General features: G+C 71.8%; 27 protein-coding genes and 1 riboswitch. Of the genes, 22 read left to right on the forward strand and 5 right to left on the reverse strand.

All coding sequences use genetic code 11. The features are described 5' to 3' along the window. Positions 1–8 precede the first annotated feature (8 nt). The 7 genes from dop (at position 9) to ACTOQ2_RS09105 (ending at position 7772) form a co-directional block, all read left to right on the forward strand. Positions 9–1526, forward strand: coding sequence for a depupylase/deamidase Dop (dop, locus tag ACTOQ2_RS09075; RefSeq protein ID WP_362686098.1), 1518 nt, complete (start codon positions 9–11; stop codon positions 1524–1526). Positions 1527–1679: 153 nt separating this feature from the next. Further along, positions 1680–1813: riboswitch (adenosylcobalamin (AdoCbl) riboswitch) on the forward strand. 16 nt (positions 1814–1829) lie between these two features. After that, positions 1830–2024, forward strand: coding sequence for a CbtB domain-containing protein (locus ACTOQ2_RS09080; RefSeq protein ID WP_440099221.1), 195 nt, complete (start codon positions 1830–1832; stop codon positions 2022–2024). A 7-nt stretch (positions 2025–2031) separates the two neighbouring features. Further along, positions 2032–2772, forward strand: a complete 741-nt coding sequence (locus tag ACTOQ2_RS09085) for a CbtA family protein (RefSeq protein WP_440099222.1) — start codon at positions 2032–2034, stop codon at positions 2770–2772. Continuing rightward, on the forward strand, positions 2769–3332 hold the full coding sequence (locus ACTOQ2_RS09090) for a histidine phosphatase family protein (RefSeq protein ID WP_440084888.1): 564 nt from the start codon (positions 2769–2771) through the stop codon (positions 3330–3332). The genes ACTOQ2_RS09085 and ACTOQ2_RS09090 overlap by 4 nt, the downstream gene beginning before the upstream one ends. A 56-nt stretch (positions 3333–3388) precedes the next feature. Beyond that, positions 3389–5701: a magnesium chelatase subunit D family protein gene (locus tag ACTOQ2_RS09095; protein WP_440099223.1), complete on the forward strand. Its 2313-nt coding sequence runs from the start codon at positions 3389–3391 to the stop codon at positions 5699–5701. A 152-nt stretch (positions 5702–5853) separates the two neighbouring features. Then, the gene (cobO, locus tag ACTOQ2_RS09100; protein ID WP_440099224.1) at positions 5854–6456 is read left to right on the forward strand and encodes a cob(I)yrinic acid a,c-diamide adenosyltransferase; all 603 of its coding nucleotides are present in this window, start codon (positions 5854–5856) and stop codon (positions 6454–6456) included. Further along, positions 6450–7772, forward strand: a complete 1323-nt coding sequence (locus ACTOQ2_RS09105) for a cobyrinate a,c-diamide synthase (RefSeq protein WP_440099225.1) — start codon at positions 6450–6452, stop codon at positions 7770–7772. The genes cobO and ACTOQ2_RS09105 overlap by 7 nt, the downstream gene beginning before the upstream one ends. 432 nt (positions 7773–8204) lie before the next feature. On the opposite strand, the gene ACTOQ2_RS09110 is transcribed toward ACTOQ2_RS09105, so the two are convergent. The 4 genes from ACTOQ2_RS09110 to ACTOQ2_RS09125 all read right to left on the reverse strand — a co-directional run bounded on the left by ACTOQ2_RS09110 (position 8205) and on the right by ACTOQ2_RS09125 (position 11118). Beyond that, positions 8205–9044, reverse strand: coding sequence for a serine/threonine-protein kinase (locus ACTOQ2_RS09110; RefSeq protein WP_440099226.1), 840 nt, complete (start codon positions 9042–9044; stop codon positions 8205–8207). Positions 9045–9306: 262 nt separating this feature from the next. After that, positions 9307–10101 carry a serine/threonine-protein kinase gene (locus ACTOQ2_RS09115; RefSeq protein WP_440066159.1) on the reverse strand — a complete coding sequence of 265 codons (795 nt, stop codon included), beginning with the start codon at positions 10099–10101 and terminating at the stop codon, positions 9307–9309. 158 nt (positions 10102–10259) lie between these two features. After that, positions 10260–10664 carry a hypothetical protein gene (locus ACTOQ2_RS09120; RefSeq protein ID WP_440084884.1) on the reverse strand — a complete coding sequence of 135 codons (405 nt, stop codon included), beginning with the start codon at positions 10662–10664 and terminating at the stop codon, positions 10260–10262. A 166-nt stretch (positions 10665–10830) separates the two neighbouring features. After that, the gene (locus tag ACTOQ2_RS09125) at positions 10831–11118 is read right to left on the reverse strand and encodes a DUF1330 domain-containing protein (RefSeq protein WP_440099227.1); all 288 of its coding nucleotides are present in this window, start codon (positions 11116–11118) and stop codon (positions 10831–10833) included. A 131-nt stretch (positions 11119–11249) separates the two neighbouring features. On the opposite strand from ACTOQ2_RS09125, the gene ACTOQ2_RS09130 reads away from it, so the two are divergent. The 9 genes from ACTOQ2_RS09130 to ACTOQ2_RS09170 all read left to right on the forward strand — a co-directional run bounded on the left by ACTOQ2_RS09130 (position 11250) and on the right by ACTOQ2_RS09170 (position 19146). Then, the gene (locus tag ACTOQ2_RS09130; protein ID WP_440099228.1) at positions 11250–11597 is read left to right on the forward strand and encodes an ArsR/SmtB family transcription factor; all 348 of its coding nucleotides are present in this window, start codon (positions 11250–11252) and stop codon (positions 11595–11597) included. Between the two features lie 167 nt (positions 11598–11764). Further along, complete coding sequence (locus ACTOQ2_RS09135) at positions 11765–11974, forward strand: ubiquitin-like protein Pup (RefSeq protein WP_329079325.1); 210 nt, start codon at positions 11765–11767, stop codon at positions 11972–11974. 716 nt (positions 11975–12690) lie between these two features. Further along, positions 12691–13509 (forward strand): proteasome subunit beta, encoded by an 819-nt coding sequence (gene prcB / locus ACTOQ2_RS09140; RefSeq protein ID WP_440099374.1) that lies wholly within the window; start codon positions 12691–12693, stop codon positions 13507–13509. A gap of 25 nt (positions 13510–13534) precedes the next feature. Beyond that, complete coding sequence (gene prcA / locus ACTOQ2_RS09145; protein ID WP_440099229.1) at positions 13535–14338, forward strand: proteasome subunit alpha; 804 nt, start codon at positions 13535–13537, stop codon at positions 14336–14338. A 114-nt stretch (positions 14339–14452) separates the two neighbouring features. After that, positions 14453–15166, forward strand: a complete 714-nt coding sequence (locus tag ACTOQ2_RS09150; RefSeq protein ID WP_440099230.1) for a hypothetical protein — start codon at positions 14453–14455, stop codon at positions 15164–15166. 191 nt (positions 15167–15357) lie between these two features. After that, positions 15358–16716 carry a Pup--protein ligase gene (pafA, locus tag ACTOQ2_RS09155; RefSeq protein ID WP_030904553.1) on the forward strand — a complete coding sequence of 453 codons (1359 nt, stop codon included), beginning with the start codon at positions 15358–15360 and terminating at the stop codon, positions 16714–16716. A gap of 95 nt (positions 16717–16811) precedes the next feature. Next, the gene (locus ACTOQ2_RS09160; RefSeq protein WP_440099231.1) at positions 16812–17765 is read left to right on the forward strand and encodes an FKBP-type peptidyl-prolyl cis-trans isomerase; all 954 of its coding nucleotides are present in this window, start codon (positions 16812–16814) and stop codon (positions 17763–17765) included. 230 nt (positions 17766–17995) lie between these two features. Then, on the forward strand, positions 17996–18637 hold the full coding sequence (locus ACTOQ2_RS09165) for a helix-turn-helix transcriptional regulator (protein WP_440099232.1): 642 nt from the start codon (positions 17996–17998) through the stop codon (positions 18635–18637). 32 nt (positions 18638–18669) lie between these two features. Further along, the gene (locus ACTOQ2_RS09170; protein WP_440099375.1) at positions 18670–19146 is read left to right on the forward strand and encodes a DUF3291 domain-containing protein; all 477 of its coding nucleotides are present in this window, start codon (positions 18670–18672) and stop codon (positions 19144–19146) included. On the opposite strand, the gene ACTOQ2_RS09175 is transcribed toward ACTOQ2_RS09170, so the two are convergent. After that, on the reverse strand, positions 19092–20255 hold the full coding sequence (locus tag ACTOQ2_RS09175; RefSeq protein WP_440099233.1) for a DUF3866 family protein: 1164 nt from the start codon (positions 20253–20255) through the stop codon (positions 19092–19094). The genes ACTOQ2_RS09170 and ACTOQ2_RS09175 overlap by 55 nt on opposite strands. Before the next feature lie 39 nt (positions 20256–20294). Between ACTOQ2_RS09175 and ACTOQ2_RS09180 the strand changes: the two genes are divergently transcribed. Genes ACTOQ2_RS09180 through ACTOQ2_RS09205 form a run of 6 tightly spaced genes read left to right on the forward strand, consistent with a single transcriptional unit; the run spans position 20295 to position 24732 of the window. Continuing rightward, the gene (locus tag ACTOQ2_RS09180) at positions 20295–21251 is read left to right on the forward strand and encodes a helix-turn-helix transcriptional regulator (RefSeq protein ID WP_435288033.1); all 957 of its coding nucleotides are present in this window, start codon (positions 20295–20297) and stop codon (positions 21249–21251) included. After that, entirely contained in the window at positions 21248–22204 is a 957-nt protein-coding gene (locus ACTOQ2_RS09185; RefSeq protein ID WP_440066174.1) for a helix-turn-helix transcriptional regulator, read from the forward strand. Before ACTOQ2_RS09180 ends, ACTOQ2_RS09185 begins: the two co-directional genes overlap by 4 nt. 36 nt (positions 22205–22240) lie before the next feature. Then, on the forward strand, positions 22241–22495 hold the full coding sequence (locus tag ACTOQ2_RS09190) for a hypothetical protein (protein WP_440066176.1): 255 nt from the start codon (positions 22241–22243) through the stop codon (positions 22493–22495). Next, positions 22495–22824: a Sec-independent protein translocase subunit TatA gene (gene tatA, locus ACTOQ2_RS09195; protein ID WP_440084874.1), complete on the forward strand. Its 330-nt coding sequence runs from the start codon at positions 22495–22497 to the stop codon at positions 22822–22824. The genes ACTOQ2_RS09190 and tatA overlap by 1 nt, the downstream gene beginning before the upstream one ends. 58 nt (positions 22825–22882) lie before the next feature. Continuing rightward, positions 22883–23839, forward strand: coding sequence for a twin-arginine translocase subunit TatC (gene tatC, locus ACTOQ2_RS09200; RefSeq protein ID WP_440099234.1), 957 nt, complete (start codon positions 22883–22885; stop codon positions 23837–23839). A 17-nt stretch (positions 23840–23856) separates the two neighbouring features. Beyond that, positions 23857–24732, forward strand: coding sequence for a diacylglycerol/lipid kinase family protein (locus ACTOQ2_RS09205; protein WP_440099235.1), 876 nt, complete (start codon positions 23857–23859; stop codon positions 24730–24732). Positions 24733–24740: the final 8 nt, after the last annotated feature.

The following is a 24740-nucleotide window of genomic DNA, read 5'->3' on the forward strand; positions in this document are numbered from 1 at the left end:
GGGTGCGCATGACGGTACGGCGGGTGATGGGCATCGAGACCGAGTACGGCATCTCCGTGCCCGGACAGCCGGGGGCCAACGCGATGGTGACCTCCTCTCAGGTCGTGAACGCCTATCTGGCGGCCTCGGCCGCGAGGGCTCGGCGCGCGCGATGGGACTTCGAGGAGGAGAACCCGCTGCGGGACGCACGGGGGTTCGACCTCGCGCGGGAGGTGGCCGACCAGAGCCAGCTGACCGACGAGGACCTCGGCCTGGCGAACGTGATCCTCACCAACGGGGCCCGGCTGTACGTCGACCACGCCCACCCCGAATACTCCACGCCCGAGTGCACCAATCCCCGGGCGGCGGTGATCTGGGACAAGGCGGGCGAGCGGGTGATGCACGACGCGGCGGTCCGCGCCTCGGCGATGCCGGCCAACGCCCCGATCCAGCTCTACAAGAACAACACCGACAACAAGGGCGCCTCCTACGGCTGCCACGAGAACTACCTCATGCGCCGGGCCACCTCGTTCGCCGACATCGTCAGGCACCTGACGCCGTTCTTCGTCTCCCGGCAGGTCGTCACCGGCGCGGGCAAGGTCGGCATCGGCCAGGACTCCCGGGGCGAGGGCTTCCAGATCAGCCAGCGGGCCGACTTCTTCGAGGTCGAGGTGGGCCTGGAGACGACGCTCAAGCGGCCGATCATCAACACCCGGGACGAGCCCCACGCCGACCCGGAGAAATACCGCCGCCTGCACGTCATCATCGGCGACGCCAACATGTCGGAGATCTCGACCTACCTGAAGCTGGGGTCGACCGCGCTCGTCCTGGCCATGATCGAGGACAACTACTTCACCCGCGACCTGGCCGTGGACAATCCCGTCCAGGCCCTGCGCGCGGTCTCGCACGACCCCACGCTCAAGTACGAGATCTCCATGCGCGACGGCCGCAAGCTGACCGCGGTGCAGTTGCAGATGGAATACCTGGAGCTCGCCCGCAAGTACGCCGAGGAGCGCAGCGCCAACGGCCTGGACGAGCCCACCAAGGACATCCTGGAGCGCTGGGAGTCGGTCCTCACCCGCCTGGCGGAGGACCCGATGCAGCTGTCCGGGGAGCTCGACTGGGTGGCCAAGCTGGAGCTCCTGGAGGGCTACCGCACCCGTGACGGCCTTCCCTGGTCGCACCCGCGCCTGCAGCTCGTCGACCTCCAGTACTCCGACATCCGCCCCGACCGGGGCCTGTACAACCGGCTGGTCGCCCGGGGCCGCATGCAGCGCCTGGTCACCGAGGAAGAGGTCCAGCGGGCCATCGAGGTGCCGCCCAACGACACCCGGGCCTACTTCCGCGGCCGCTGCCTGAGCCAGTACAGCGAGTCGGTGGCCGCGGCCTCCTGGGACTCGGTCATCTTCGACATCCCCGGCCGCGAGTCGCTGCAGCGCGTCCCCACCCTTGAGCCGCTGCGCGGCACCAAGGCCCACGTGGGCGAGCTGTTCGACCGCTGCCGTACCGCCGCGGAGCTGGTGACGGCGCTGACCGGCGAGCAGTGACTCCCGCGAGGGGGGAGGTGGCCGGCCGGGCCACCTCCCCCCTCGTCATGCCTCGTCATGCCTCGTCATGCCTCGGCATGCCCGGACCCCGTGACGGCCGGAGCCCGTCGAACCGGACACCCGGATTGACGGGGGACGGAGAACCGGGATACGTTCCGGGTGCTTTGTGGCGGTGCGAGGGAAATCCGGTGAGACTCCGGTGCGGTCGCGCCACTGTAACCGGCTCCCAGGAGCCGGAAGCCAGGTCACACTCGGCCGCCACCGACCTACGAAAAGGGACGCGTAATCCCGGAGGAGGTGGCCGTGAGCCAGATCTCGGCACCGCACACCCAGCCCATCCCATGGCCCTCGCTCACCCGCTGGCTGCTCGCCGCACCGGTGCTGCTGCTCCTCGCCTACCTGGTCACCTTCGACCAGGGAGCGATCTCACAGGCGGGGAACTACCTGCACGAACTCATGCACGACGGGCGTCACCTGCTCGGCGTGCCGTGCCACTGAGCCACAGGTGATCACCAAACTCATCGTCCGGGGCCTCGTCGTCGGACTGCTCGCAGGGCTGCTCGCGGCCGTCTTCGCCTACACCGTCGGCGAACCGCGCATCGACCGGGCCATCGCGCTGGAGGAGGCGGCCGCGGCCGCCTCCCCGGCCGGATCACACGACGACACCGGGGCCGCGGCCCACTCCCACGACGAGGAGGAGGCCCTGGTCAGCAGGGACGGGCAGCGCTTTGGGCTCTTCCTCGCCCTCGGCCTGTACGGCCTGGCGGTCGGGGGCCTGTTCTCCCTCGTCTACGCGGCCGTACGCGGCCGGGTGGGACCCCGATCGGAGCCGGTGCTCGCGGTCACCCTCGCCACCGCGGCGTTCATCGCCATCGTCCTCATCCCATTCATGAAATATCCCGCCAACCCGCCGGCCGTCGGTGACCCGGAGACCATCGGCCAGCGCACTGTGCTGTACCTGGTCGCGGTGGTCATCGGGATCCTCGCGGTCGCCGCCGGCACCGCCGCCCACCGCTACGCCTCGCGGAGCGAACCGTGGGTGCGCTGGCTGTCGGCGGGCGCCACCTTCCTGGTCCCCGTCGTCGCGGCCTGGATCCTCATGCCGGAAATCTCGGAGGTGCCCCGGGGCTTCCCCGCCGACCTCCTGTGGGACTTCCGGGTCGCCTCCATGGGAACCCAGGTGGTCTTCTGGGCCGGCGTCGGCGCGCTGTTCGCCTTCGCCGCCCGCAGGCGCGGCCCGGTGTGACGACCCCCTCGGGGGTCACCCGCCTGCTCCTGGTCTGCCACGCCTCCACCTCGGCGACGGTACGGGCCGCGTTCCCGGGTGACGAACCGCTCGACGAACGCGGCCTGCGCCGGGCCGAGGGGATGGCGCGGGACCTCGGTCCGGGTCCCGCGGCCTGCCCCGCCGAGCTGCGCTGCGTCCAGACGGCGGCGGCGCTCGGCCTGCGGGCCGAGCACGACCCGCTGCTGGCCGACTGCGACTACGGCCGCTGGAGCGGGATGACGCTCGGCGAGGTCGAGGCCGCGGAACCCGAGGCGCTCGCCTCCTGGCTCGGCGACCCCGGCGCGGCGCCGCACGGCGGGGAGCCGGTCACCGCGCTCCTGGCCAGGGTGTCCGGCTGGCTCGCCGTCCGCGCACCCGGCAGGGCCGTCGCGGTCACCCACCCGGCGGTCATCCGCGCCGCGGTCGTCCACGCCCTCGGCGCCCCTGCCCAGGCCTTCTGGCGCGTCGACGTCGCGCCGCTGGCCCGCGTGACGCTCACCGGGCGCGGCGGGCGCTGGCGGCTCAGCTACCTCCCATGACGGTTCGAGCGCCCAGCGACCCGTTGATTCGACGAGACGGACAGGAGAACCCGAAGGTGCGTGACTCCCGCTATCCCTTCACCGCGATCGTGGGGCTGGAGGACCTGAAACTCGCGCTGATCCTCAACGCGGTCTCCCCCCGCGTCGGGGGAGTGCTGGTCAGGGGGGAGAAAGGCACCGCCAAGTCCACGGTCGTGCGGGCGCTGGCCGCGCTCCTGCCGCCCGTCGAGGTGGTGACCGGCTGCCGCTTCTCCTGCGACCCCGCCGCCCCCGACCCCGGCTGCCCGGACGGGCCGCACGAGGGCCGTACCGAACCGGGCGACCGGCTCACCCCGCCCGCCACCGTTCAGCCCGGCGTCGCGCAGCCCGGCGGAACCCGGTCCGGCGGAGCCCGATCCGACACCGTGCGGTCGGGCGCCGCGCGGGACGGCACCGTGCGGTCCGGTGGAGCGCGGGGCGGCGCCGTGCGGTCCGGTGGAGCGCGGGGCGGCGCCGCGCGGCCCGCCCGCCTCGTCGAGCTGCCCGTCGGCGCCTCCGAGGACCGCCTCGTCGGCTCCCTCGACATCGAGCGAGCCCTCACCGAGGGCGTGAAATCCTTCGAACCCGGCCTCCTGGCGAGCGCCCACCGGGGCGTCCTGTACGTCGACGAGGTCAACCTCCTGCACGACCACCTGGTGGACCTGCTGCTCGACGCCGCCGCCCTCGGCACCTGCTACGTCGAGCGCGAGGGGGTGTCGGTACGGCACGCCGCCCGGTTCCTGCTGGTCGGGACGATGAACCCCGAGGAGGGGGAGCTGCGCCCGCAGCTGCTCGACCGCTTCGGGCTGACCGTGGAGGTCCGGGCCTCGCGGGAACCGTCCCAGCGGGTGGACGTGGTCCGGCGCCGCCTGGCCTTCGAGGCCGACCCCGACGCCTTCGCCGCCGCCTGGGTGGACGAGGAACGGGCACTGGCCACGCGCATCGCCGAGGCTCGCGCCAGGGTTCCCCAGGTCGTCCTGCCGGACGCGGCACTGCTCAGGATCGCCACCGTCTGCGCGGGGTTCGAGGTGGACGGGCTCCGGGCCGACCTGGTCACCGCCGGTGCGGCGATCGCGCACGCCGCCTGGCAGGGCCGCACCTCCGTCACCGCCGACGACGTACGGGAGGCGGCCAGGCTCGCGCTCCCGCACCGCCGCCGCCGCGACCCCTTCGACGCGCCGGGCCTGGACGAGTCCAAGCTCCAGGATCTCCTGGACCAGATCCCCGACGACCCCGGCGACCCCGAGGGCCCGGACGACTCCGGCGGCCCGGGGGGCACCGATCCGGACGGCGGCCCGGACGGCGGCCCGGACGGGCCCGCGCCCGACGGCGGCCCCGAGACCGGAGACGCCGCCCCCGACGAGGTGGGTGACTCGGGTGACCCGGACGTTCCCGGCGGCCGCGATGACAGGGAGGCCTCCCGGCCCGCGGCCCTGGACGTCCCGGACGTCCCGGACGGTCCCGGCCCCGGGACGCGGGAGCCCGCCGCCTCCACCGCGGATCCCGGTGAACCGCCGGAGATCGCCGGGGGAGCACCGGCCCGCGAGCGGACCTTCGACGCCGAGCCCGGGGGCAGGACCAGGTTGTTCACCGTCCCCGGTGTCGGCGCCGGAGCCCCGGGGCGCCGGTCGCGTGCCAGGACGCCCCTGGGCCGTACCACGGGGGCCCGGGTCCCCGAGGGCCCCACCGGACCCCTCCACCTGCGGGCCACCGTCGGCGCCGCCGCCCCGCACCAGGTCGCGCGGGGCAGGAGCGGGCCGGGACTGCTGCTGCGGCGCGGCGACCTCAGGGAGGCGGTCCGCGAGGGCCGCGAGGGCAACCTGGTGCTGTTCGTGGTGGACGCAAGCGGTTCCATGGCCGCCAGGCAGCGCATGCGGGCGGTCAAGACAGCGGTGCTCGGCCTGCTCCTCGACGCCTACCAGCGCCGCGACAAGGTCGGGCTCGTCACCTTCCGAGGCGCCCGCGCCGACCTGGTCCTGCCGCCGACCTCCTCCGTCGAGGCCGGCGCGGCCCGGCTGCGCGAGCTCCCCACCGGGGGGCGGACCCCGCTGGCCGCCGGCCTGCTGCGGGCCGCCGAGGTGCTGCGGGTCGAGCGTCTGCGCGACCCGTCCAGGCGCCCGCTGGTGGTCCTGGTCACCGACGGGCGGGCCACCTCGGGCACCGTCGAGGAGTCCCGCCGCGCGGCGGGACTGCTGGCCGGGGTGGCGGGGGTGGTGGTCGACTGCGAGGGCGGCCACGTGCGCCTCGGCCTCGCCGCCTCGCTGGCGGCGCGGATGGGCGCGGAGACCGTACGCCTCGACGACCTCACCGACCTGGCCGGGATGGTCCGTGAGCGGCGCGGCGCCGCGTGACCGCGAGGAGCCGGCGAGGACGGTGAGGGCACCGCGCCGCGTGAGGGTGAACGGCCGGCGAGGACGGTGAGGGCACGGCGCCGTAAGACAGTGAGCCGTAAGACAGTGAGCCGTAAGACAGCGAGCCGCATGGCGGTGAAAGGAGGGCGACGATGCCGCAGGGCAAACCCGTCAGCGTGCCCGAGGACGGCCTGACCACCAGGCAGCGCCGCACCCGGCCGCTGCTGATCGTCCACACGGGACCGGGCAAGGGCAAGTCCACCGCCGCCTTCGGCCTGGCCCTGCGCGCCTGGAACCAGGGCTGGCCGATCGGGGTCTTCCAGTTCGTGAAGTCCGCCAAGTGGCGCATCGGCGAGGAGCGGGCACTGCGGGTGCTCGGCGACTCCGGTGAGGGCGGGCCGGTCTCCTGGTACAAGATGGGTGAGGGCTGGTCCTGGATCCAGCGCCCCGGCAGCGAGGAGGACCACGCCGCCGACGCCCGCGAGGGCTGGGAGCAGATCAAGCGCGACCTCGCCGCCGAGACGTTCCGCCTGTACGTGCTCGACGAGTTCACGTACCCGATGAAGTGGGGCTGGATCGACGTCGACGAGGTGGTCGAGACCCTGCGCGGGCGCCCCGGTGGCCAGCACGTCGTCGTCACCGGCCGCGACGCCGCCCCCCGGCTGCTCGACGCCGCCGACCTGGTCACCGAGATGGGCAAGGTCAAGCACCCCATGGACGCCGGGCAGAAGGGTCAGAAGGGCATCGAATGGTAGCCCGGCTGGTCATCGCGGCCCCCGCCTCCGGGGCGGGCAAGACGACCGTGGCGACCGGCCTGATGGCCGCCCTCGCCCGCCGGGGCATGGCGGTCTCCCCGCACAAGGTCGGGCCCGACTACATCGACCCCAGCTACCACGCCATGGCCACCGGCCGCCCCGGGCGCAACCTCGACCCCTGGCTGGTGGGGGAGGAACTCGTCGCCCCGCTGTTCCTGCACGGCGCGGCCGGGGCGGACGTCGCGGTCGTGGAGGGGGTGATGGGTCTGTACGACGGCGCGGGCTCCACCGAGTTCGCCTCCACCGCGCACGTCGCCAGGCTGCTCGGCGCCCCGGTGGTCCTGGTCGTGGACGCGGCCAAGCAGAGCCGCTCCGTGGCGGCGCTGGTGCACGGGTTCGCCTCCTACGACACCCGGATCAGGCTCGGCGGGGTGATCCTCAACCGGATCGGCTCCGAACGGCACGAGGCCATCTGCCGCGAGGCGCTCGCCGAGAGCGGTGTCCCGGTGCTCGGCGCGATCCGCCGCAGCGACGCCGTCGCCACCCCCTCCAGGCACCTGGGCCTGGTACCCGCGGCCGAGCGCCGCACCCAGGCCGTACGGGCCATGGACGCCGTCGCGGACCTGGTCGCCGCCTCCTGCGACCTGGAGGAGCTCCTGCGCCTGGCCCGTACCGCACCGCCGCTGACCGCCGTTCCGTGGAGCCCGGGGCCGCCCGCCGCTCCCGTCACGAGGATCGCGGTCGCCGGGGGGCAGGCCTTCACCTTCGGCTACACCGAGCAGGCAGAACTGCTGGCGGCGGCGGGCGCCGAGGTCGTCCCCTTCGACCCGCTCGTCGACGAGACCCTCCCCGAGGGGGCTCGCGGGATCGTCGTCGGAGGCGGCTTCCCCGAGGTCTACGCGGCCGAGCTGTCGGCCAACGAGCCGTTGCGCGATCAGGTCGCCGCGTTCGACGGGCCGATCTCGGCCGAGTGCGCGGGCCTGCTGTATCTTGCCAGGAAGCTGGACGGCAGGCCGATGTGCGGGGTCCTCGACGTCGAGGCCAGGATGACCGGCACCCTCACCCTCGGCTACCGGGACGCGGTGGCCGTCCGCGACTCGCCGCTCACCAGGGACGGGGAGCGCTACCGGGGCCACGAGTTCCACCGCACCGCGGTCGAGCCCGTCCCCGACCGGCCGCTGTTCCGCTGGCGTGGCGGCGCCGACGGGTTCGCCGACGGCCGGATCACCGCCTCCTACCTGCACCTGCACTGGGTCGGCAGTCCCCGGCTGGCCTCCAGGTTCGTCGAGGCCTGCCGCCGCGTACCGGTCGTCTGACCTCTCCCGGCCCCGGACCGCCCAGGACCGGACCCGCCCAGAACCGGTCCGCCCAGGGTCGGCCCGGCCCGGTCCGATCCGAGCTGGTCCGAGCCGGTCCGAAGCATCCGGAAACGGCTCGAGGCTGGTTCGAGCTAATTTGTGATGATTGGCGAAGATTTGGGATGTGTTGAAAGCCAGGGATGTCAGCGTCTGGCCTTTTCGCGGTTTTTCGAGCTCCATCCGTTCTGATCAATTTCGCCCGGCCGGAAAACGCGCCCGGCCTGGCCGTCCCGGGACACCCCGCCCGCGCGGGAGGCGGGCCCGCGTGGCGGAAGAGTGGCGGAAGAGTGGCGGGAGAAAGGAGGAAAGCGGCCGTTCCCCGTCCCGAATGCCCGGCCCGAAGACCGCGCGATCCCGCGCGGTCCCGCCAGGTCTCAAGGGGGCCAGGTCTCAGGGGAGGGCGTCCGGCGGCAGCCGGGCCGCGGGCAGCCGTGGCGGGGCCAGGGCCACCCCCTCCGCATGGAGGATCGCCGACAGCATGCGACCCGCCTGCCCCATGCTGATGCGGGCCGCGGGGTCGCGCCGGAGCAGCCCCTCCAGGACGGGCCACAGCATCCCCGCCCGCGCCACCGGCCCCTGGTACCCGGCGCCCCCCGGTTCGCGCGGCGCCGGCGTACGGGACAGGGGGCGCGGCGGCCGGCCCTCCACCGCGAAGTACAGGCTCGCCCCGAACGACCACAGATCGCCCGCCGGGGTCGGCGGCCCGCCCCGCAGCCGCTCCGGCGCGACGAAGGTGGGAACGTGGACGACCGGCACGGTCGCGGAAGTGTCCAGGTCGCCGTGCAGCGCCGCGATGCCGAAGTCGGCCAGCACCACCCGATCGCCGGTCAGCAGGATGTTGCGCGGGTTGATGTCCCGGTGCAGGACACCCGCCCCGTGCGCGTGGCGCAGCCCGCCCAGCAGCTGGAAGCCGATCCACGCCACCCAGTGGATCGGCAGGTGGCCCAGGTGCCGTACGGTCTCCTTGAGCGTGAGGGCCTCCAGCAGCTCCATGACGATCCAGAGCCGCCCGTCCTCCTCGATCAGGTCGTGCACGGAGATCACCGCCGGGTGGTTCAGCCTCCCGGCCGAGCGCGCCTCGCGCAGCGCCCGTCGTCGCGCCTCCCGCATGTCCGCCCCGTCCTCGCCGAACCGGGGCTGGATCTCCTTGATCGCCACGTTCCGCCCGAGCAGGGAGTCGTGGGCCCGCCACACCGTGCCCACGCCGTCCTGCCCGATCGGCGAGGCCAAGTGATAGCGATCACTTAGTAAGCGTGCCTTTCCCGCATCTGTTCCCATGAATCACCTGCTGCACATAGAAGCCGGGCCCCTCAGCTGATTCATATTTTCACCTGGAACAGTGCACTATGTGATTACCTACGGTGATTCTCGGTAACGATTCAGACGCATGGGCATGATGGAATTTTGTTCCATGTCCGTAAACCCTGATCGGGGAATCAGGAAAATGGCCCGGAGGTCGGCGAAGGCGTTTCGGAAACGCTCGTGAACGTTCTCAGGCCGCGCTGAAGCAGCGCACGTCCTCCAGCATCTTCGACGTCCGCTCGGCACTCAGCCGCGCCCGCGGATCCTTGCGCAGCAACCCCCGCAGCACCGGCTCCAGGGCGCCCGCCCGCTTCGGCGCGCGTGGAGGCTCGCGCAGCGCCTCCACCAGCGCCGCCATCGAGTTCACCGTACGGAACGGGGTCCTGCCCTCCACCGCCATGTACAGCGTCGCGCCGAACGACCACATGTCCGCCTCGCGGGTGCCGCCCCTGCCCTGCAGCGCCTCCGGCGCGATGAACGCCGGAGTGCCCCGCGTCGAGGTCGTCGCCGCGCCCTCCGGCGCGGCGAAGCCGAAGTCGGCCAGCACCACCCGGTCGCCGGTCAGCATGATGTTGGCGGGCTTGATGTCGCGGTGGATCACCCCGCCGTCGTGCGCGTGCCGCAACGCCTCCAGCAGGCGGCATCCCATCGCCGCCACCAGGTCCACCGGGAGCGGGCCCGCCTGCACGAGCGTGTCGTGCAGCGTCAATGCCTCCAGGAACTCCATGACGATCCAGAGGCGCTCGGCCTCCTCGGTGAGGTTGTGCACCGTCACGATGCCACGGTGGCTCAGCCGCGCCGCCATGCGCGCCTCCCTGACCACCCGCCGCCGCTGCTCGGCCGCGGCGGCCCCCGGGGGCAGGAGTATCTCCTTGAGGGCCACCTCTCGCTCCAGAAGCAGGTCGTAAGCGCGCCAGACGACGCCGGTCGCCCCCTGGCCGACGCGTGAGACGAGCTTGTACCTGCGCGCGATGATGGTGCTCACCACCCAATGATCGCAGTTTCCAGCCCCGAAGGCCTACCTGGAACGTTCCTTATCTCTCCAGGAGTGTCGGACCTGCCCAAATTCCTGGGTGACGATGCTCACACGGGGGCGTACGGGCTCGCGGGGCTCGTGCGGGACCGCACAGGTCATGCGGAGGCTCACACGAGGCCGATGCCGAGCAGCAGCGTGCCGGCGCCCAGTGACACCCCGCCCGCCGGGACCAGCCAGATCAACCTGTTCGGCTTCGTGTCGGAGGGGCGCACCACGGACAGGAAGAAGCCCAGCGGCATCAGGATGGGCGCCGCCACGATCAGGACCCGGGACAGGTCCTTCAGGCCGCCGGACAGGTCGGCCTGATCGATGTAGAGCAGCGCGACGAGCGCGAAGAGCACCAGGACGCCCGCGTGCGCGTGCCCGGCCCGCCACAGGCCGCGCCGCACCGGATTGTCCAGGTATCCGGGGACTCCGCGCATGATCTGCGAGAGCAGGGAGACCCCGCCGAAGGCCACGGCGGGCACGGTGATGAGGAGTATTCCCGCTGTGTTCAGCGACGACGGTGACATGGGGACCTCTCATTGGATAGTGAAGCTAGCCAATTATTGGATAGGAGTGCTATCCAGTCAAGGGCGGGCGCATTCGCTTCGACATCCGGAGGGGCTCCCTGCCTGGCGGGCTCGGCGGGCTCGGCGGGTTCGGCCGGCCGTGGGGGCGGGGCGCGCCGGACGGGGGTCAGGTGGCGTCGATGAGGACGGCGCTGGCGCGGGCGAAGGTGTGCCGGAACTCCTTGAGGGGTTCGTACTCGGCGGAGTTGTAGAAGTTCAGCACGCTCTGCTTGTCGGGGAACTCCAGGATGACCGCGATCGCGGGCTCGTGGTCGCTCTCCAGGGCGATCGGGGCGGTGTCGCGCCTGATCGGCCGGCCGCCGAAGCGCGCCACGACGGACAGGGTCTCCCTCTCGTATCGGGCCATCTTCTCCTCGTCGTCCGGCGTGACGGTTATGACCATGTAGGTGCTCATGCCGTTCCCTCTCCAAATTGTTTGCTAGTACGTGAACTATGAAACAGTCCGTTGGGGGAGAAGGCAAACCGGCCGGCTGTGAGGCTGCTCACAACGCTTCGTCACTTTGCGCAGACGCGTACAATCGAGATATGAAGGCGTTCGTTCACCCCGCCCGCGAAGACCTGCGCCTGGACGCCGTCCTGGAGGCTCTCGCCCATCCCCTGCGCCTGCGGATCGTCGGGCGCCTCGCCGAAGGGGAGGAGCTGACCTGTTCCACCACCCTGCCCGACGTCAACGCCTCGACGGCCAGTCGTCACTGGCGGGTGCTGAGGGAGGGCGGCATCCTGTGGGCGCGGCGCGAAGGGCGCATCATCACCCACACCCTGCGACGCGAGGACCTCGACGCCCGTTTCCCCGGCCTGATCGACACCGTCATCGCCGCCGTCGACGACGGCGAGACGGGCGAGCCTCTCTCGGATGGAGCCGCTGTCGGATGAAAGGCGCCCGGATTCGCCTCGATGCCTCGGGGAAGGTTTCCTGGCGGGCAGGACCTCGGCACGGCCCGTCCGGGCTCCCGTAAAGATCGCGGGACGATCCGCGCGCAATGTCGCCCGGTTCGGGGAAGATATGAATCAGATCCGTCCCCCAGGTGGAGGTGCCACACATGGCAAGCAAGGACACCGGCGGCCAGAAGCAGACCGGCCGTACCGACAAGGAGGTCGAGGAGACCGCCCCGGCGGAAACCTCCGACGTCCAGGAGCGTCACGAGAAGCTCTCCGATGACGTCGACGCGATCCTCGACGAGATCGACGAGGTCCTTGAGGAGAACGCCGAGGAGTTTGTGAGGAGTTACGTGCAGAAGGGCGGACAGTAGGTCCGCCCGGCCGAACCCAGGTCAGGGATGAGGGCAGATCCGGCGAGGAGCCGGCAGACCCGTCCTGACCGCGGGCCCGGCCCGGCGCCCGCCGGGCCCGGCAGGCGGGTGACGCGCGGCCGTCCCCCGCCGGTAGCGCCTTTCCGGGTGCTCCGCCCGCGAACGCCGCGAACACGCTGAGCCGGCAGAACACGCTGAGCCGACAGGGGGGACCCCTCCGGGAACGGTTCCCGGAGGGAACGAGAACCGCCCGGGGTACGAAACGGGAAGGCGCGGGCCGAATCCGGTCGCGATCGTTCCCGGCCCGGCGGGCCGACCCTTTCCCGCCGGCCCCGCCTCCTCCGCGGCGAGAGCCCGCGCGGCGAACGACCGCGTGCACCGGCACCCCGCGAAGTTTTTCACGAGCACCGGCTCCCTCGCGAAGTCCTTCCACGAGCGCCGTCCCGCGCCTTCCGCGAGCACTGTCACGTGTCCTCCGTGATCACCGCCTTGTCGCCCTCGCCACCCCTCGTCCTCGTCGCGTCCGGCGGGATCCGCGGCGGTTCCGGCGATCGGGACCGATCACCCGTAAAGATTCAAAAGCCCGCCGCGGGGGGTTCGCGCTGAGCTGATCCAGGGAAGTGCAAGCAGCACGGCAAGATGAGTAAGGTCAGGCCTTAAAGGACTGCACCTTTGGAGGGAGTCGCGTGGGATCTCACAGGGACCTGCCCGCCGGCATGGTGAATCACATCTTTACCGACACCGGGAGCTCCTCGTTCACCGAGTTCGTCAGGTCCCATTCGCCGGACTTGCTGCCTGGCCGTAACGAGACCCTGGCAACCCCGGTGGGCGATCAGATCCCGCATGCCACCACGATCGTGGCGGCCATGTGCGCCGGTGGCGTGGTGATCGCGGGAGACCGCCGGGCGACCTCCGGCAACATCATCTCCCAGCGTGACATGGAAAAGGTGTTCCGCACCGACGACCACTCGGGCATGGGCATCGCCGGGGCGGCGAGCACCGGCATCGAGATGGCCCGCCTCTACCGGGTGGAGCTCGAACACTACGAGAAGCGCGAGGGCCGCACGCTCTCGGTGGCGGGCAAGGCCAACCGGCTCGCCACGATGATCCGCGGCAACCTGCCGATGGCGATGCAGGGGCTCGTGGTCGTCCCGCTCTTCGCCGCCTACGACCCCGACGTCGACGGTGGCCGCATCTTCAGCTACGACGTGGGCGGCGGCCCCTACGAGCAGCGTCACCACCACGCGATCGGATCCGGCTCGATCTTCGCGCGGGGCTCCCTGAAGAAGCTCTACCGCGAGGGCGCCTCACCCGAGGACACCGTGCTGACGCTGATCCAGGCCCTCTACGACGCGGCCGACGACGACTCGGCGACCGGCGGCCCGGACGTGATCCGCAAGATCTGGCCCGTCGTCGCGGTGATCACCGCCGACGGATACCACCGGCTTCCCGACGAGGAGGTCGGAGAGCTCGTCCGGGCCGTGGTCGAATCCCGGGCGGAACGCCCCGACGGCCCCGCCGCCCCGCTGCGCTAACACGAGAGGATCACCCCAGGTGTCCATGCCTTTTGGATATGTCTCGCCCGAGCAGCAGATGCGGGACAAGGCGGACTACGCGCGCAAGGGGATCGCGCGGGGCCGTAGCGTCGTCGTCCTGCAGTACGAGGACGGCATCCTGTTCGTCGCGCCCAACCCGTCCCGTGCCCTGCACAAGATCAGCGAGATCTACGACAAGATCGGGTTCGCCGCGGTCGGCCGCTACAACGAGTTCGAGGCCCTGCGCCTCGGCGGCATCCGATACGCCGACATCAACGGCTACACCTACGCCCGCGACGACGTCACCGCCCGTGGTCTGGCCAACCTCTACGCGCAGAACCTCGGCCAGATCTTCACCGAGTCGCTGAAGCCGTTCGAGGTGGAGATCGTGGTCGCCGAGGTCGGCGACTCCTCCGACGAGGACCACATCTACCGGCTGACCTTCGACGGCTCGGTCTTCGACGAGGCGGGCCTGGTGGCCATGGGCGGACAGGCCGAGGCGGTCGCGGGCCGTCTCAAGGAGCGCTACCGCGACGGCCTGTCGCTGGCCGATGCGCTGGAGGCGGCGCTGTTCGCGCTGACCGAGCCGGGAGGCGAGCGCTTCCCGGCGGGCCAGCTGGAGGTGGCGGTGCTCGACCGCAACCGGCCGCACCGCAAGTTCCTGCGGCTCAACGGCCCCAGGCTGGAGCGGCTGCTGGCCGACGGGGCCCCCGCCGCCGAGTCGGCCGCCCAGGCGGCCAGGGAGGAGAGCCCCCTCTCCGCGCCCGAGACGCCCGGCGCCCCGCCGACCGCGCCCGACGGCGACATCGACACCGGATCCAGCGGCTGACCGCGTTCACCGGCGACACCGAGCGCCGCCCCCGTCAGGGGGCGGCGCTTCGTTGTGTCCTGGATCACATCGTCTTCAGGCAACCGATCCCGTCCCGCGGCGGTCACAGTCTGCGTGAAGAACAGCACCTCCCGGGCCTGGACCAGGCTCGTTCCCGCTTTGACCGCCCCAGCCGCCCCGCGGCGACGCGGTGCGGCGCTCGCCCTGCTCGCGGCGGTGGCGCTGGCGTCCGGCTGCGCCCCTGAGACCGCCTCCAAGACCGCCCCCGCCACTCCCGCCGCCGCGGCCTCCTCCGCGTCCGTTCCCTCCGCGTCCGCTTCGACGGGTGCGCAGGACCCCGCGGCGGAACCCACCCCGGCCTCCGCGCCCGCGGCCACCCCCGAGCTCTTCGGTACCGAGTTCCAGGCCGCTCCCGAGCACGACTGGAGCAAGGGGCGGCCGCCGCCCTTCGAGGGCGTCCTGCGGGGCTGGCTCACCGACGTGGACGACAACGGGGTGGCCGAGTACCGGCCGATCCGCTTCGTCCAGCGCGGCGGCGAGGACGGCCACTTCGACGGTCCCGAGGAAGGCGACGTGGTCCGCTACCTGGCGCCCATCGCCGAGGACGTGCGGTTCCTCGCCGACAGCGGCTGCGACGGCGCGTCGCAGACCTACGACAAGGCCACCAGCCTCGGCACCGAGAGCTGCTCCCGCCAGACGCTGATCGACAACGTCAGGGAGGCCGCCTCCCTGACCGGGGTCGAGGGCCTCCACCGGCCGGCCCTGATCACCACCGAGAACGGCAGGATCACCAAGGTTGTCGAGATCTTCTGGCAGGGCGGAGGCTGACCGGGACCGCCGATCCCGGCGCCTCCGCGCCACCCGCGCCCGGCGGGAGCCGGGCGCGGGCCGTGTCCGCCCGTGTCTGCCCGTGTCTGCCCGTGTCCGCGCTTAGCCGCTCACAGCCCGGGGCATAAGCCGTACGACCGAAAACCCCATGATCCCTCCCGCGAGAGGGGTTCGGCGAATAGTGTGAGGCAATGGATCGTCGCATCTTCGGGCTTGAGAACGAGTACGGCGTCACCTGCACGTTCAGGGGGCAGCGGCGGCTGTCACCCGACGAGGTAGCGCGTTATCTATTCCGCCGTGTCGTCTCCTGGGGCCGATCGAGCAACGTCTTCCTGCGCAACGGGGCACGCCTGTATCTCGACGTGGGCAGCCACCCCGAGTACGCCACCCCCGAGTGTGACAACGTCGTGGAGCTCGTCACCCACGACAAGGCGGGCGAGCGCATCCTGGAGGGCCTCCTCGTCGACGCCGAGAAGCGTCTCCGCGAGGAGGGCATCGCCGGGGACATCTACCTGTTCAAGAACAACACCGACTCCGCGGGCAACTCCTACGGCTGCCACGAGAACTACCTGGTCGGCCGGCACGGCGAGTTCGGCCGCCTGGCCGACGTGCTGATCCCGTTCCTGGTCACCCGGCAGATCATCTGCGGGGCGGGCAAGGTGCTGCAGACCCCGCGGGGAGCGGTCTACTGCGTCTCCCAGCGGGCCGAGCACATCTGGGAGGGCGTCTCCAGCGCCACCACCCGGTCGCGCCCGATCATCAACACCCGCGACGAGCCGCACGCCGACGCCGAGCGGTTCCGCCGCCTGCACGTCATCGTCGGCGACTCCAACATGAGCGAGACGACCATGCTGCTCAAGGTCGGCGCGACCGACCTGGTGCTCCGCATGATCGAGGCGGGCACTGTGATGCGCGACCTGTCCCTGGAGAACCCGATAAGGGCCATCCGTGAGGTCTCCCACGACATGACCGGGCGGCGGCGGGTCCGGCTGGCCAACGGCCGCGAGGCGTCCTCGCTGGAGATCCAGGAGGAATACCTCTCCAAGGCCCGCGACTTCGTCGACCGCCGCGGTGGCGACGAGATCAGCCATCGGGTGCTGGAGCTGTGGGAGCGCACCCTCAACGCGGTCGAGACGGGCAACCTCGACAAGGTCGCCCGCGAGATCGACTGGGTGACCAAATACCAGCTGATCGAGCGCTACCGCAAGAAGTACGACCTGCCGCTGTCGAGCCCCAGGGTCGCCCAGCTCGACCTCGCCTACCACGACGTGCACCGCCGCCGTGGCCTGTTCTACCTGCTGCAGAAGCGCGGCGCGGTCGAGCGGGTGGCCTCCGACCTGAAGATCTTCGAGGCCAAGTCGGTGCCGCCGCAGACCACCCGGGCCCGGTTGCGCGGCGAGTTCATCCGCAAGGCGCAGGAGAAGCGGCGCGACTTCACCGTCGACTGGGTGCACCTGAAGCTCAACGACCAGGCGCAGCGCACCGTGTTGTGCAAGGACCCCTTCCGCAGCGTCGACGAGAGGGTGGACAAGCTCATCGCCGGAATGTGACGGTCATACTTCGGCAAGCTCGTCCCGGCCTTACCTCCTCCGTACGCCGGGACGGGTAGTGTGGCGCGAACCTGACGTCTGCTTGAGGGATACCTATGCGCCGCCGCAGCATGGCCGTACTGGCCGCAGTGCCTCTGATGTTCGCCGCAGCATGTGGCTCCGGCGGAGGCGTGGCCACCGGCGCCTCCAGTCCCGCCAGCAGCAGCGGGGTCACCGAGCTGCAGGTAACCGGACAGGCCGGCGCCAAGCCGACCGTCGCCTTCCCGTCCAAGGTCGTCGAGACCTCCTCCTACAAGGTGCTCACCCCCGGCACCACCGGCGAGACCGCCAAGCTCGGCACCAGCGTGATCGCCAACTTCACCGTCTTCACCTGGGACGGCAAGGAGAACAAGATCGCCGGTTCGACCTACGACGAGGGCGGGCCGCAGGTCATCACGCTCAACGAGCAGGTCCCGGAGATCCTCCGCAAGGGCTTCGCCGAGACCAAGGGCGGCGGCAGGTTCATGTCGGTCGTCGCCAAGGACACGCTGCCCGCCGAGCAGCAGGCGCAGGCCCCTCCTGGCCAGTCGCAGGTCTTCGTGGTCGACGTGGTGGGCGTCCCCCAGGCCAAGGCCGCCCAGGGCACCGCGACCGATCCCGGCGTCGAGGGGATCAAGGTGGAGAACCCCGGTGGCGACGCCGCGCCGAAGCTCACCACCAAGACCAAGAAGAAGGCTCCCAAGGAGCTCGTCGCCAAGACCGTGATCAAGGGCACCGGCCCCGAGGTCAAGACCGGCCAGTCGATCCTGGTGCAGTACGCCGGGAAGATCTGGGGATCGGACGTCGAGTTCGACAGCAGCTGGTCCCGCGGCGCCCAGCCGATCATGTTCCCGATCGGCGCCGGCAAGGTCATCAAGGGCTGGGACCAGGGTCTGGTCGGCGTCCCGGTCGGCAGCCGGGTCCTGCTGAGCATCCCGCCGGACCTCGGTTACGGCAAGGCGGGCAGCGGCGAAAAGATCAAGGGCACCGACACCCTCGTCTTCCTGGTCGACGTGCTGGGCGCCTACTGATTCCGCTGATCCGGCGTTCCGTCCCCGGCGAGGCCCGCCGGGCCGTCGCCGGGGCGACCCGCCCCATCCCGGAGCCCGGCCGTGCGCGCACGGCCGGGCTCCGTGCTTTCCCGGTGCTTTCCCGGCAAGGTGCCCGGTCCGCGCGATCGTGCCGCCCGGGTCCGCGCACGGGCCGGGCGGTCCGCCGGGCGAGGGCCGGCCTCCGGGGGCCGCGGCCTACAATCCGGGCTGTGAGCGGCGACGACCTTGACACGGTGGCGGTACTTCACGACCCGGTGCGCCGGGCCGTCTACGACTACGTGGCCTCCCGGGGCCAGGACGTGGGGCGCAACGAGGCGGCCGAGGCGGTGGGGGTCCAGCGGACCCTGGCCGCCTTCCACCTCGACCGGCTCGTCGAGGCGGGCCTGCTCGAGGCGGGGTTCCGGCGGCTGACGGAGCGGACGGGACCCGGCAGCGGCAGGCCGGCGAAGGTCTACCGCAGGGCGCCGGGGGAGTGGCAGGTCAGCGTGCCGGCCAGGGACTACCGCACCCTCGCCCTGGTGCTGGCGGAGGCGGTCGAGCTGCTCGGCGGGGACGAGCGGGCCGAGCAGGCCGCCCGGCGGGCGGGGGCCCGGTCCGCGGGGGAGGGCGAGGATCTCGCCGGGGTGCTGCGGCGGCGCGGGTACGAGCCGTACGAGGAGGGCGGCCGGATGCGGCTGCGCAACTGCCCGTTCCACGTGCCGGCCGAGGAGCATCCGCTGCTGGTCTGCTCGGTGAACCTGGAGCTGTGCCGCGGGCTGCTCGACGCGCTCGGGCAGGACGCCTCGGCGGCCAGCCTGGACCCGCGCCCGGGGGAGTGCTGCGTCACCTTTTCTAAAAACAATGGAGATTGACATAGAAGGATCGGGGATGATCTGCTGTGTCCATGCATCTGGCCCAGCTGAACGTCGCCCACCCGCGCGCGCCCAAGGACTCCCCGGAACTGGCCTCCTTCATCGCCGGCCTCGACCCCATGAACCGGCTGGCCGAGGCCGATCCCGGCTTCGTGTGGCGGCTCAAGGGGGGTGACGGCCCCGAGGACCTGATCGAGCACGGGTACGGTGACCACCTGATGATCACCTTCTCCGTGTGGAGGTCGCGCGACGCGCTGTGGAACTACGTCTACCGCAGCGGCCACCTGGCGTTCCTGCAGCGGCGCAGGGAGTGGTTCCTGCGCATCGCGGAGCCGTACTCGGTGATGTGGTGGATCCCCGAGGGGCACGAGCCGACGCTCGCCGAGGGGATGGAACGCCTGGAGAGGCTGAAGGCCGAGGGCCCCACGCCGGAGGCCTTCACCTTCAAGGACTTCTACGACAGCAGCGAGGCCGCGTGGCGCCCGGCGGCGGCCGAGGCCAGGAAGTAGGCCAGGTCCTCCTCCAGCCCCCGGCCCATCGTCGACAGCCGCACCGGAGAGCCCCGCAGCGCCTCGTGCAGCCCGTCCACCGGCACCTCGACCAGCTCGTGCCGCGCGGCGAGCGGGCGCGACTGCTCGGCCACCCGCCTGCCGAAGTCGCCGGGCAGCACGGGCACGGCGACCTGGGCCGGGGCGAGCGCCACCCGGCCGTAGGCGGTCAGCGAGTGGTGCGAGACCCCGATGTGGCGCTCGCGCAGGTCGCCCTCGCTGACCCGCAGCGCCGCGACCGGGCGGCCACCCAGGACGGCGGCGGCGTTGACCGCCTCCCCGGCCGAGACGCCGGAGAAACCCCAGCGGGTGCCGCTGCCCAGGTTGCCCGGCCCCTGGGTGACGATCGCGACGTCGGCCTCCAGGACGTGCCTGGCCGCCAGCAGGCCGGTGTGCGGGGTCACCACCTCCACGTCGCCGCCGAAGGCCTGGCCCGCCGTGACGACCCCGCACAGCCAGCCGGTCTCCCGCAGCCGCGCGCACGACATGGAGAACCAGGCGGGCAGCGCGCCCCCGTCGAGCATCACGTAGGCGACCCTGACGGGCTTTCCGCGCTCCCTGCCGCCGGGTCCGGCCGCGGTCTCCCCGGGCTCGGGCGGGTGCCGGCCGCCGGGTTCGCCCGCGAATTTCCCGGACCCGGGCGGGGTGGTGCCGTACAGGCCGCAGAGGATCGCGGGCAGGGCCGAGTGCAGGTCAGCGACGATCACCGGCATGCCGTCCACGGAGTCGGCGTCGCGCAGGACCTCGTGGAAGGGCGAATCCTGCTCGTCCGCGCCGAGGACGGTGGCCTGCAACGGGGTGTAGCGTGCCTTCACCAGGTGTCCGGGGCCTTGGGGATCTTGCGGCAAACGGTCGGGAACAGCCACCACCATGGCGTAGCCTCCCGTACCGAGACCCATCGCGAGCGCGGTCGTGTTGAGCAGCACCACGTCACCGGGCTCCGGGCGTCCCACCAGGGCCGGGTAGGCGAGCGCGCGCGCCTCACCGTCCTCGGTGGTCACGTCGAGTTCCACCGCCCCCGGCCACTCGCGCCGGACCCGTACGACCTCGCCCCTGCGCCATCTGATCACGGGGGAAGGGTAGCGTCACTCGAACAGGGAGGAGGCCGGATGTCGCGCCGGAAGACCGAGCGGCTGCTCAATCTCGTGATCTGCCTGCTGGCCACGCGGCGGCCGCTCAGTGCCGAGCACATCCGCCAGGCGGTGCCGGGCTACGACGCCGACAACGACGAGGCCTTCCAGCGGATGTTCGAGCGGGACAAGAACGAGCTGCGGGAGATCGGCATCCCGATCGAGGTCCACAAGGACCCGTGGGAGGAGGATCCGGGCTACCGGATCGTCCGGTCGGCGTACGAGCTGCCGGAGATCACCCTGGAGCCCGACGAGGCCGCCGTGGTGGGCCTGGCGGCCCAGGTGTGGCAGCGGGCCAGCCTGGCCGAGGCGGCCAGCGGGGCGCTGCTGAAGCTGCGCGCCGGGGGCGTGCAGACCGACGAGGCCCACGGGGTGCTCGGCGGGGCGCTGGAGCTGCGCGTCGACACCCAGGACCCGTCCTTCCCCGCCCTGTGGGAGGCCGTGCGCGACCGGCGCGCGGTCCGGTTCGCCTACCGGGCGGCGGCCAGCCAGAACGTGCTGACCCGCACGGTGGAGCCGTGGGGCGTCGTCAGCCGCCGGGGCCGCTGGTACATGGTCGGCCACGACCGCGACCGGGACGCGCCGAGGGTCTTCCGGCTCAGCAGGATCAGCGGCACGGTCACCACCGTCGGCCGCCCCGGCGCCGTGGTGGTGCCCGAGGGCGTCGACATCAAGTCCATGGTCGGCTTCAGCGACGCCGCCGTCCGCGAGCGCACCGCCCTCATCCGGGTGAGGCGGGACACCTGCCAGGGACTGCGCCAGGTGGCGAAGGCGGTGCGGCCCGCCGGCGACGGCTGGGACGAGCTGGACGTCGACTTCACCGACCCGGGCCGGCTGGCCGGGTGGATCGTGGGCTTCGCCGCGGACGCCGAGGTGGTCGGCCCGCCGGACGCCCGCGACGCGGTCATCTGCCGCCTGAAGGGAGCACTCGCGTGAGCACGGCCGATCGCCTGCCCAGGCTGCTGGCACTGGTTCCCTACCTGATGTCGCACCCCGGGGCCCAGGTGCCCGAGGTCGCGAAGATCTTCGGGCTGAGCGAGAAGCAGCTCATCGACGACCTGCAGCTGGTGTGGATGTGCGGGCTGCCCGGCCACACCCCCGGCGACCTGATCGACGTGTCGTGGGACGGCGGGGAGATCGTCATCGACAACGCCGAGACCATCGCCCGCCCGCTGCGGCTGGGCGTGGACGAGGCCAGCGCCCTGCTGGTCGCGCTGCGCCTGCTCGCCGAGATGCCGGAGTTCGGGGAGCGCGACGCGCTGGCCCGGGTCATCGCCAAGTTCGAGCAGGCCTCGGGCGAGGGCGCCGCGGCGGTCAGCAGCCAGGTCGCGGTGGAGGTCGACGCCGCGCCCGACGCGCTGCCCGTCGTCAACGAGGCGCTGCGGAGCCGCAGGCGGCTGTCGCTGCGCTACTACGTGCCGGGACGCGACGAGATCACCCCGCGCGAGGTCGACCCGATGCGCCTGGTCGTCGTGGACGGCCGCCCCTACCTGTCGGGCTGGTGCTACCGGGCCGAGGCGGTCCGGCTGTTCCGGCTGGACCGGATGCTCTCCGTCGACGTGCTCGACGTGCCCGCCGACCCGCCGGAGGACGCCGTGGCCGACGAGGTGACGCCCGGGGTGTTCCGGCCCTCGCCGACTGACGAGCTGGTGGAGCTGGAGCTGACCGCCGCGGGCCGCTGGGTCGCCGAGTACTACCCGTGCGAGCGGGTCACCGAGCTCGGCGAGGGCCGCGTGCGGGTGGCCCTGCGGGCCAGGGACCAGGGCTGGCTGGTACGCCTGGCGCTGCGCCTCGGCGACACCGGCAGGGTGGTCTCGCCCGCCTCGCTGGACGCGAGCGTCCGGGCCGCGGCCACCGCCGCGCTGAATCGTTACGAGTCGGTTTCCTGACGTGTCTCCTGACGCACGGAGCTGGAGCCTCCCGACATGAGCTGGATCATCGCCGCGATCTCGCTGACCTTCGCCGGGCTCGCCGTCCTGGCCTTCCTCGCCGTCCGCGTGCTGCGTGCGGCCGCCGAACTGGGCCGCGAGGTCGACCGCACCCAGGGGAGACTGGAACCCGTTCGCGTTCTGTTCGGCGAGCGTACGGCGGCTGTACGGGGACAAAGGGATGAGTCTGTCCCCGGAGGAGCGTACGATCGGGACCAGAGACTGCACGTCGCCCGGCGTAAGGATGTGTAATGCCCAACCTCGGACCCACTGAGCTGATCATCATCGGCCTGATCCTGGTGCTGCTCTTCGGCGCCAAGAAGCTGCCGGAAGCCGCCCGCGGGCTCGGCCGGTCGCTGCGCATCTTCAAGTCGGAGACCGCCAAGCTCCGCGACGAGGACGAGCCGCAGACCACGACCGCCACGGTCGTCCAGGCGCAGCCCCAGCCCCCGGCGCCGGCTCCGCAGCCGATCCCGGCCGCGACCCAGGCCCCGGCGCCGAGCGCCGAGGAGGAGGCCCGCCGCCTCGAGGAGCAGGCCGCCCGGCTGCGCGCCCAGGCCGGAGCGCCCAAGTCGCAGTGATCGGCGGTAGCCTGAAGATCTACCCTGATCATCCGACTCGTCACCCCAGGATTCGCGAATGGCGCTGCTGAAGTGGCCCAAACCGGGCCGGAACGGGGCGGCCCCACCGCCCGCCGATGCGGGCGACGGCCGCATGCCGCTCATGGAGCACCTGCGCGAGCTGCGTAACCGGCTGGTCATCGCCCTGCTCGGCCTGGTCGCCGGCACCATCGTCGGCTTCATCTTCTTCGCTCCGATCTGGGAGTTCGTGTCGGCGCCCTACTGCGGGCTTCCGCAGGCGCAGGAGCTGCGGTCCGGGCAGTGCACGATGCTGATCCTCGGCGTCTTCGACTCCTTCTTCGTGAACCTGAAGGTCGCGGCGATGTTCGGCCTGGTGGCCTCCTCGCCGATCTGGCTGTGGCAGATCTGGGGCTTCGTCACCCCGGGCCTGTACCGCAACGAGAAGCGCTACTCGATCCTGTTCATCATGCTGGCCGTCCCGCTGTTCCTCGCGGGCGCGGCGCTGGCCTACTTCGTGATGGACACGGGCCTGTCGATCCTGCTGGGATTCGCCCCGCCGGGGACGGTGGTCGGCCTCACGATCGACGAGTACCTCAGCTACGCGCTGATCATGCTCATCGTGTTCGGCATCTCCTTCGAGCTGCCGCTGCTCATGGTGTTCCTGAACATCATCGGGGTGTTGCCGCACGCGCTGGTGGCCAAGCACCGCCGCATGGTCATCTTCATCATGTTCGTCTTCGGCGCGGTCGCCACCCCCGGCGGCGACCCGTTCACGATGATCGCGCTCGCCCTGCCGATGGTGGTGCTGTTCGCCCTGGCCGAGGGGTTCATGTACCTCAGGGAGAGAAGGCGGTCCAAGGGTGAGGACTTCTCCCACCTGTCCGACGACGAGGCCTCCTCGCTCGACGACGACCCCTCCCCGCTCGATGACGCCTCGCCCCTGGGCGACGTGACCCCCGTCGGCGACCCGGCTCCTATCGATTCGAGAACGACCGACACCGATCCCGGCAAATAGGGGATAAGTTCCGGTCTGTGCCCGCAGAGATCGCAGTCCTCGTCAACCCCGCCGCCCGCGGCGGCCGTTCACGGGGACTGCTCTCCCCGGTGCTCGACCGCCTGAGGCAGGGCGGGCGCGAGGTCTCGGTGATCCTCGGAGACTCCGCCTCCGACGCCCTGGAACGCGCCTGCACGGCCGTGGCCGAGCAGCCGGAGGCGCTGGTGGCCTTCGGCGGCGACGGTCTGGTCCACCTGGCCCTCCAGGCGGTCGCGGGCAGCGGCGTGCCGCTGGGCGTCATCCCGGTGGGCACCGGCAACGACATCGCCGCAGCGCTCGGCATCCCCCTGAAGGCGCCGCTGGCCGCCGCCGACACCGTGCTGCGCGGGCGGGTGCGCACGGTCGACGCCGCGAAGGTGGGCGAGGACGAGTGGTTCGCCGGGGTGCTGGCCTGCGGCTTCGACTCCCGGGTCAACGAGCGGGCCAACACGATGACCTGGCCGCCCGGCATGGCCAGATACCTGGTCGCCCTCGCCGAGGAGCTGCGCTCCTTCCGGCCCATCCCGTTCAGGATCGACCTGGACGGCGAGATCGTCGAGCGTGAGGCGATGCTGGTCGCGGTCGGCAACACCTCCTCCTACGGCGCCGGCATGCGCGTGTGCCCCGGCGCCGTCCCCGACGACGGCCTGCTGGACGTGACGATCCTCGGCGCCATCCCCAAGGGGGAGTTCCTGCGCACCTTCCCCCGCGTCTACCGGGGCTCCCACGGCGCCCACCCCGCCGTCACCATGCGCCGCGCCCGCCGGGTGACCCTGGAGGCGCCGGGAGTGATCGCCTACGCCGACGGCGAGCGGGTCGGTCCCACCCCGCTGACGTGCGAGATCGTCCCCGGCGCGCTGACGGTCCTCGTCTAGGGCCGCCC

The sequence above is a fragment of the Streptosporangium sp. H16 genome, from assembly GCF_051918855.1.
Taxonomy (GTDB): Bacteria; Actinomycetota; Actinomycetes; order Streptosporangiales; family Streptosporangiaceae; genus Streptosporangium.